The organism is Streptomyces sp. NPDC005899, from assembly GCF_040629645.1.
In the GTDB taxonomy this organism is placed as follows: Bacteria; Actinomycetota; Actinomycetes; order Streptomycetales; family Streptomycetaceae; genus Streptomyces.
The window spans coordinates 1-8,003 of sequence record NZ_JBEXWB010000300.1; the positions used below are offsets into that span (position 1 = coordinate 1).

The following is an 8,003-nucleotide window of genomic DNA, read 5'->3' on the forward strand; positions in this document are numbered from 1 at the left end:
CACGCCCGGGGAGGGGGACGGCCACCCCGGGCGTGCTGCGGCCGGGGTGACGGCTGCCTCAGCCGTCCCCGGACGTGCGGGCACTCCTCCCGGCAGGGGGCGCCGCATCACCGTCGGTGGCCGTGGCCGGGCCCCGGAAAGCACTCAGGATCCGCTCCGCGGCCGAGGTGGCCGTCAGCTCACCCGCACGCACCCTCTCCTCCAGACCCGGGCCGAGCGCACGTACGGCCGGATGGGCGCGCAGACTGTCCATCAGCTCGTCGCGGACCATGGTCCACGTCCAGTCCACCTGCTGCTCGCGGCGCTTCGCCGTGAGCCGGCCCGTGGCCTCCAGCAGCGCACGGTGCTGCTCCAGCCGCTCCCACAGCGCGTCCAGACCGGTCGACTCCAGTGCGCTGCAGGTCAGCACCGGCGGGGTCCACGCCGCGTCCGCCGGGTGCATCAGCCGCAGGGCGCCCGCGAGTTCACGGGCCGCCGCACGGGCGTCGCGCTCGTGCGGGCCGTCGGCCTTGTTGACCGCGATGGCGTCGGCCAGCTCCAGCACGCCCTTCTTGATGCCCTGCAACTGGTCGCCGGTCCGCGCCAAAGTCAGCAGCAGGAACGTGTCGACCATCCGGGCGACCGCCGTCTCCGACTGCCCGACCCCGACCGTCTCCACCAGCACCACGTCGTAGCCCGCCGCCTCCATCACCACGATGGACTCGCGGGTCGCCCTGGCGACCCCGCCCAGCGTCCCGGCCGTGGGAGAGGGGCGTACGAACGCCCGGCCGTCCACGGCCAGCCGTTCCATCCTGGTCTTGTCGCCGAGGATCGACCCACCCGTACGACTGGACGAGGGGTCCACGGCCAGCACGGCGACCCGGTGCCCGAGCCCGGTCAGCGAAGTGCCGAGCGCGTCGATGAACGTGGACTTCCCCACGCCCGGCACCCCGCTGATCCCGATGCGCCTGGCCCGCCCCGCATGAGGCAGCAGCCGGCCCAGCAGACGCTGCGCCAGGACCCGGTGGTCGGCCCGGGTCGACTCGACGAGCGTGATGGCGCGGGCCACGAAGGCGCGCTTCCCGTCGAGCACGCCCGTGGCGTACGCGTCGATGTCGATGTGCGCCACCACCGTCAGCGGCTCACAGCTCGTGGCCGAGCGCGGCGCCGAGCCGCGTGACCAGGTCGTGGGCGGCGTCCGGGATCACGGTCCCCGGTGGGAAGACGGCGGTGGCACCGGCCTCGTGGAGCGCCTCGACGTCCTGCGGCGGGATGACACCGCCCACCACGATCATGATGTCCTCGCGCCCCTCGGCGGCCAGCTCCTCACGCAGCGCCGGCACGAGGGTGAGGTGCCCGGCGGCCAGCGACGACACGCCCACGACGTGGACGTCCGCCTCGACCGCCTGCCGGGCCACTTCGCCCGGCGTCTGGAAGAGCGGGCCGACGTCGACGTCGAAGCCCAGGTCGGCGAAGGCCGTCGCGATCACCTTCTGGCCGCGGTCGTGGCCGTCCTGGCCCATCTTCGCGACCAGGATGCGCGGGCGCCGTCCCTCCGCGGCCTCGAAGTCGCCGACCAGCTTGCGGGTGCGGTCCACGGACGGGGACCCTCCTGCCTCTTCGCGGTACACGCCTGAGATGGTACGGATCCGGCCCGCGTGCCGGCCGTAGACCTTCTCCAGCGCTTCGGAGATCTCGCCGACCGTGGCCATCGCCCGTGCCGCGTCGACCGCCAGCGCCAGCAGGTTGCCCTCGAGCCCCGGCCCCGGGTCCCGTCCCGCCGCCGCCGTCAGGGCCCGCAGCGCCGCCTGGCAGACTCCCTCGTCGCGCTCCGCGCGCAACCGCCGCAACTTCTCGATCTGCTGGGCGCGCACGGAGGAGTTGTCGACCTTGAGCACGTCGATCTTCTCGTCCGTCTCCACCCGGTACTTGTTCACGCCGATCACGGGCTGGCGCCCGGCGTCGATCCGCGCCTGCGTGCGAGCCGCGGCCTCCTCGATCCGGAGCTTCGGGATGCCCGCGTCTATGGCCTTCGCCATGCCGCCGGCCGCCTCGACCTCCTCGATGTGCCGGCGGGCCCGCGCGGCCAGGTCGTGCGTCAGCCTCTCCACGTACGCGCTTCCGCCCCACGGGTCGATGACCCGGCAGGTGCCCGACTCCTGCTGGAGCAGCAACTGGGTGTTCCGGGCGATCCGGGCGGAGAAGTCGGTCGGCAGGGCCAGAGCCTCGTCCAGCGCGTTGGTGTGCAGGGACTGGGTGTGGCCCTGGGTCGCGGCCATCGCCTCCACGCAGGTGCGGGTGACGTTGTTGAAGACGTCCTGCGCGGTCAGGGACCAGCCCGACGTCTGCGAATGGGTGCGCAGGGAGAGCGACTTCGGGTTCTTCGGCGCGAACTGCCCGACCAGCTCCGCCCACAGGAGCCGGGCCGCCCGCAGTTTCGCGATCTCCATGAAGAAGTTCATGCCGATCGCCCAGAAGAAGGAGAGCCGGGGCGCGAACGCGTCCACGTCGAGACCGGCCGCCCGCCCGGCCCGCAGGTACTCGACGCCGTCGGCCAGCGTGTACGCCAGCTCCAGATCGGCCGTCGCGCCGGCCTCCTGGATGTGGTAGCCGGAGATGGAGATCGAGTTGTAGCGCGGCATCCTCCGCGAGGTGTACGAGAAGATGTCGGAGATGATCCGCATGGACGGGCCGGGCGGGTAGATGTAGGTGTTGCGGACCATGAACTCCTTGAGGATGTCGTTCTGGATGGTCCCGGCCAGTTTCTCGGGCGGCACGCCCTGCTCCTCGGCCGCCACGATGTACAGCGCGAGCACGGGCAGGACCGCGCCGTTCATCGTCATCGACACCGACATCCGGTCCAGCGGGATGCCGTCGAAGAGCTGACGCATGTCGAGGATCGAGTCGATCGCCACCCCCGCCATGCCGACGTCACCGGTCACCCGCGGGTGGTCGCTGTCGTAACCGCGGTGGGTGGGCAGGTCGAACGCGACGGAGAGCCCCTTCTGCCCGGCCGCCAGGTTCCGCCGGTAGAAGGCGTTGGACTCCTCGGCCGTCGAGAAGCCGGCGTACTGCCGGATGGTCCACGGCTGGTTGACGTACATCGTGGGATAGGGGCCGCGGAGGTAGGGGGCGATGCCCGGGTAGGTCCCGAGGAAGTCGATCCCCTCCAGGTCCCGCCCCGTGTACAGCGGCTTGACCGCGATGCCTTCGGGTGTCTCCCAGAGGAGTTCGTCCTCGGACCGGCCCGACGCCTCCTTCACCGCGGCGCGCCATCCGTCCGCCGTCCCGGTGACCGGGGTGCCGCCGTTCAGCGGGACGTCGGAGAAGTCGGGGACCGGGAGCCCCGTCCCGTGGGTCTGCATCACGCCACTCCCATGCTGTCGAGTACCGAGGACAGGACGGCGACCACGTCGCAGCCCGCGAACACATGGGTGTCCACACCGGCGTGCCCCGCCGGCCGGCCGGCGAGCAGCACCTGCGTCGCCCCGCCGTCCTTGAGGGCCGCGGCGACCGCACCGGCCTGTTCGGCGTAGAGGGCGTCACCCGAGCACAGGCAGGCCGCCGTCGCCCCGGTGGCCGCGAGGGCCGCGGCGGCGGTGGAGGCGTCCACGGACACGGGCTCGTGGACGGGCTCGATGCCGCCGGCCAGGAAGAGGTTGGCGGCGAACGACGCCCGCGCCGAGTGCACCGACGCGGGGCCCAGCGCCGCGAGGAAGACCTTAGGGCGGCTGCCCGTCGCGGCGAGATGACGGTCCGAACGTGCGCGCAGCGCCTCGAACGCCTCGTCGCGGCGGACCCGCGGCAGTCCGCCGGCCGGCCGGCGGGCGGGTGACGGCTCGCGTTCCAGCGGGCGTTCGCAGGCGTCCGGGAACTCGCTGACCCCGGTCACCGGCTCCTCGCGCCGGGCCAGGTCCTGGCTGCGGGCCTCCCAGGTGGCCGCCAGCCGCTCCCGGACCATTCCGGAGCGCAGCGCGGCGGCCGCACCGCCGGCCCGCTCCACCTCCTGGAAGAACGACCACGCCGCGGCCGCGAGTTCATCGGTCAGCCGCTCCACGTACCAGGATCCGCCCGCCGGGTCGATCACCCGGGCGAGGTGCGACTCCTCCATGAGGATCGTCGAGGTGTTGCGGGCGATCCGCCGGGCGAACGCGTCCGGCAGCCCCACCGCGTGGTCGAACGGCAGCACGGTGACGGAGTCGGCACCACCCACCCCGGCCCCCAGGCAGGCCAGCGTCGTCCGCAGCATGTTCACCCACGGGTCCCGTCGGGTCATCATCACCGGCGAGGTCACGACGTGCTGCCGCTGCGCTCCGGCCGAGGCGTCCGCGCACACTTCGGCGACCCGGGCCCACAGGCGCCGGGCGGCACGGAGCTTGGCGATCGTCAGGAACTGGTCGGCCGTGGCCGCGTAACGGAACTCCAGCTGCCCGCAGGCCTCCTGGACCGTCAGGCCGGCGGCGGTCAGCGCCCGCAGGTGCGCGACACCGGTGGCCATGGACAGGCCCAGCTCCTGTGCGGCCGACCCGCCGGCCTCGTGGTGGACGAGCGCGTCCACGGTCAGCGCGCGCAGCCCCGGGTACTCCCGGGCGCACCGCCGTGCCCACCGGATCACGCTGTCACCGTCCGGTTCCGCGCCGGTGCGGGCCGCCTGCCCGAGCGGGTCCGCACCGAGGCTGCCGCGCACGGCCTCCTTCGGGACGCCGCGGGCCTCGAACAGACCCAGCAACTCCCGTACGGCGGGCTCGAACGCGTCGCCCGCGTCGAGCGCGAGGGGTGCCAGGTCGAGGTGGACGCCGTCCAGCGCGCGTTCCAGGCCCGACACCGGGACGCCGTCCGGCCCGCCCACGGCCAGCCACAGCGAGGTGACGCCGTTCTCCAGATCCCCGAGCACGGCCTCGTTCAGACGGGCCGGATCGGTCATCGCGTGGCGCTGCCGTACGTCCCAGCCGCCCAGGGTGTTACCCGTGGCACCGCTGCCCCGGGTGAACGGGGCGAAGCCGGGGAACCCGGGGTCGGGCGAGACGTCGTCAGAGGTGTACAGAGGGCGGGCCGTGAGCCCGTCCCCGAGCGCGGTGGACAGCGCCTCCACGGCCGCCGTGCCCGTGACTTCCCTGCCCGACCTGCGCAGTACGCCTTCGACGAGGCTCTGCCACTGGTCGTGGGAGGGGTCAGGGGATCCGGCGGCCCGCGAAAGCCCGTCAGCAGGCAGGACCGTCATGGTCAGATGCTAGGTCAGCGCTCCGATGTGCAGCAGTGCCATCAGATGTGACCTTGCCCTCTCCGTCGTCGGCCCGGACCCGCCGGGCGGCAGGAGGGTGACGCCGGTTTCGTCAGCAATCTTCACAATGCGGCACGCAATGCCCACAGTTATGCTTCTGGCGAGTCGGTACCGAAGGGAAGGGCGCACCATGGCCGCGGGACCCGTGGAATACCTCGTCATCACCTTTCCCGGTGAGCGGTTCGCCGACACGATCGCGCCCCTCCTGGCCGATGCCGTCGCGTCTCAGGCGGTGCGCATCCTGGATCTCGCCTTCGCCCGCGTCGGCGAAGGGGGCACCGCCGACCTCCTGGGGACGTCCGAGATCGACCCGCACGGGCTCGTGCCCTTCGAGCGTCCGGCGGACGGGGTGCCTGCGTGGCCGTCCCTCTCCGACCTCGACGAACTCGGGCGCCTCCCGGTAGGCGGCGTCGCCGCACTGATCGCGTGGGAGGACCGCTGGCCGGTCGCTCTCACCCGAGTGGTCGAGTCGGCCGGCGGCGAACTCCTGGCGCACGCGGTGGTCCCGTCGCCGGACGGCGGGGACGACGTCATCACGCTGCTCGAGCGGCTGGCGGAGCTCAGGAAGCAGGACGTCCTGACCGACGCCGAGTTCGCGGAGCACAAGGCGAGGATCCTCGCCGACTGACGTCCCGCGCCTTTCGCGCCGAGCGGTGACCGGCCGGTGCGCCACGCCCCGTCTTGTTGATCCCCCCGCCCCGTGCGACGTTGATTCTGACCTGTGTAGTTTGTCGGGAAAGAGGCAGTTCATCGTGCAGACCGCCCGGGCCGTCCCGGCCGCTACCGTCGTCAACCTGCGCGACCTCGGTGGGATCGCCCTCGGGCGCGACCTCCGGCTGCGGCAGGGAATCCTTCTGCGCTCCGGCCAGCTGAGCGACTTCGACGCGGAGAGCGACATGGCGGTGGCCGCCCTCGGCATCCGCACGGTCGTCGACCTCCGCACGGCCGACGAACGCCGGTGGGCCCCGGACCGGCTGCCGCCGGGCGCCCGGCTCTTCGTCGCGGACGTCCTGGGCGACCACCCGGTCGTGGGGCCGTCCCGGCTGCACGCCCTGCTCTCCGACACGGGCGGGGCCGCCACCTCGCTCGGCGGTGGCCGGGCCGAAAGCCTGTTCGCCCAGACCTATCGCAGGCTGGTCCTGTCACCGGGCGCCGCCGCCGCCTACCGGGCCTTCCTGGAGACGGCCGCCGACCCCCGCGCGCGGCCCCTGCTCTTCCACTGCGCCTCGGGCAAGGGCCGGACGGGCTGGGCCACCGCACTCCTGCTCCTGATGGCCGGAGCCTCGCGGGAGGTCGTGCAGGCCGAGTTCATGGCCGTGAACAGGGCGATCAGGGCCGCCTCCGCGCCCGTGGTGCGGCGCTTCGTCGAGGCGGGCGGCGACCCGGACATCGCCTCCGCCTTCATCGAGGTCCGGCCCCGGTACCTGGACGCGGCACTGGATGCCATGGACGAACGGTGGGGCGGACTCGACGGCTACCTCCGCGACGGGATCCGGGTCCCCGCGGCGGTGGTCGAGCGGCTGCGCGCGGACCTGGTGGCGCCGGTCTGACGGCACGGCGGGCACGTGGGCCACGCGGCCTTCACCGGTCCTGCCCGGAGCGGCCGGCCGCGGGCGGCTCCCGCACCGTGGACGGTTCACGCCCCGCCGGTATCGTGGAACCCGCCGTCCCGGCCGCAGTGAGGCGCCGTGGGCGATGCGGCGAAGGGGGCACGCGGTGACCGAGCGCAAGCCGGCCGGCGTCGGTTTCGAGTCATGGGTGGACAAGCAGATCCGTGAGGCGCAGGAGCGCGGCGACTTCTCAGGGCTCCCGGGTTTCGGCAAGCCGATACCGGGCCTCGAACGGCCCTACGACGAGAGCTGGTGGATCAAGGCGAAGATGAGGCGCGAGGGCCTTTCGGCGCTGCCGCCCTCGCTCACACTCCGCAAGGAGGCCGAGGACGCCCGGGAGGCGGCCCTGCGTGCCCGGTCGGAGGCCGAGGTCCGCCGGATCCTCGCCGAGGTCGACGACAGGATCCGCGAGGCCCTGGCGATGCCGCCGGCCGGTCCGCCGCTGAACGTCGTGCCCTTCGACGTGGACGCGGCCGTCGAGGAGTGGCACGCGCGCAGGAGTGAGGACCGGGGCCGGACGGGCTCCGGCGGCACGTGATACTCGTCCTATGGGATCGAGGGCGGTGAAGACGCGCGGGGGCGGTGCTCACGGCGCGGTGCGGATACGGCGGGCCGTGCCGAGGGACGCCCGGCGGCTCACCCGCCTGGTCACCGGGTCACGTGCGTACGAAGGCCACTACGCGCCCATGGTCGCGGGGTACAAGGTCGGCCCGGACTACATCGAGGCGCACCGGGTCTTCGCCGCCGTGGACACGGAGGAACGCGTGCTCGGCTTCTACGCGCTGATCCTGTCCCCGCCGGAGCTGGACCTGATGTTCGTCGGCGACCACGCCCAGGGCAGGGGCGTCGGGCGCCTGCTCGTCGGCCACATGCGGGCCGAGGCCCGGCAGGCCGGCCTCGACGCCGTGCGCATCGTGTCCCACCCACCGGCCGAGGACTTCTACCTCGGCGTGGGGGCACTCCGCACGGGCACGGTCGCCGCCGCCCCGCCGGCGGTGATGTGGGACCGGCCCGAGCTCAGCCTCAGGACCGGCGAGCCGTGAGCCGGGCGGACCTCGTGCCGGAGGCCCGTGTCCCCCGGCGCCGGGGCACACGGACCGCTGCCGCTACGACCAGCCGCCGTACGGGCGGGT

At 73.3% G+C, this 8,003-nt stretch carries 7 protein-coding genes; 4 read left to right on the plus strand and 3 right to left on the minus strand.

Going from position 1 to position 8,003, the window contains the following annotated elements; translation table 11 throughout:
* Positions 1-58: 58 nt before the first annotated feature.
* The 3 genes from meaB to ABZ371_RS25655 are packed head-to-tail and all read right to left on the minus strand — an operon-like array spanning position 59 to position 5,200.
* Positions 59-1,111, minus strand: a complete 1,053-nt coding sequence (meaB, locus tag ABZ371_RS25645) for a methylmalonyl Co-A mutase-associated GTPase MeaB (RefSeq protein WP_358683730.1) — start codon at positions 1,109-1,111, stop codon at positions 59-61.
* Between the two features lie 10 nt (positions 1,112-1,121).
* Positions 1,122-3,344, minus strand: coding sequence for a methylmalonyl-CoA mutase (scpA, locus tag ABZ371_RS25650; RefSeq protein WP_358683732.1), 2,223 nt, complete (start codon positions 3,342-3,344; stop codon positions 1,122-1,124).
* Positions 3,344-5,200, minus strand: coding sequence for a methylmalonyl-CoA mutase subunit beta (locus ABZ371_RS25655; protein ID WP_358683734.1), 1,857 nt, complete (start codon positions 5,198-5,200; stop codon positions 3,344-3,346). The genes scpA and ABZ371_RS25655 overlap by 1 nt, the downstream gene beginning before the upstream one ends.
* A 190-nt stretch (positions 5,201-5,390) precedes the next feature.
* Here ABZ371_RS25655 and ABZ371_RS25660 point away from each other — a divergent pair, with 190 nt between their 5' ends.
* From ABZ371_RS25660 to ABZ371_RS25675, 4 genes are all read left to right on the plus strand, one after another.
* Positions 5,391-5,888: a DUF6325 family protein gene (locus ABZ371_RS25660; protein ID WP_358683736.1), complete on the plus strand. Its 498-nt coding sequence runs from the start codon at positions 5,391-5,393 to the stop codon at positions 5,886-5,888.
* 124 nt (positions 5,889-6,012) lie between these two features.
* The gene (locus tag ABZ371_RS25665) at positions 6,013-6,810 is read left to right on the plus strand and encodes a tyrosine-protein phosphatase (protein ID WP_358683738.1); all 798 of its coding nucleotides are present in this window, start codon (positions 6,013-6,015) and stop codon (positions 6,808-6,810) included.
* A gap of 166 nt (positions 6,811-6,976) precedes the next feature.
* Positions 6,977-7,408, plus strand: a complete 432-nt coding sequence (locus ABZ371_RS25670; RefSeq protein WP_358683740.1) for a DUF1992 domain-containing protein — start codon at positions 6,977-6,979, stop codon at positions 7,406-7,408.
* 10 nt (positions 7,409-7,418) lie between these two features.
* Positions 7,419-7,913: a GNAT family N-acetyltransferase gene (locus ABZ371_RS25675; RefSeq protein ID WP_358683742.1), complete on the plus strand. Its 495-nt coding sequence runs from the start codon at positions 7,419-7,421 to the stop codon at positions 7,911-7,913.
* Positions 7,914-8,003 lie beyond the last annotated feature (90 nt).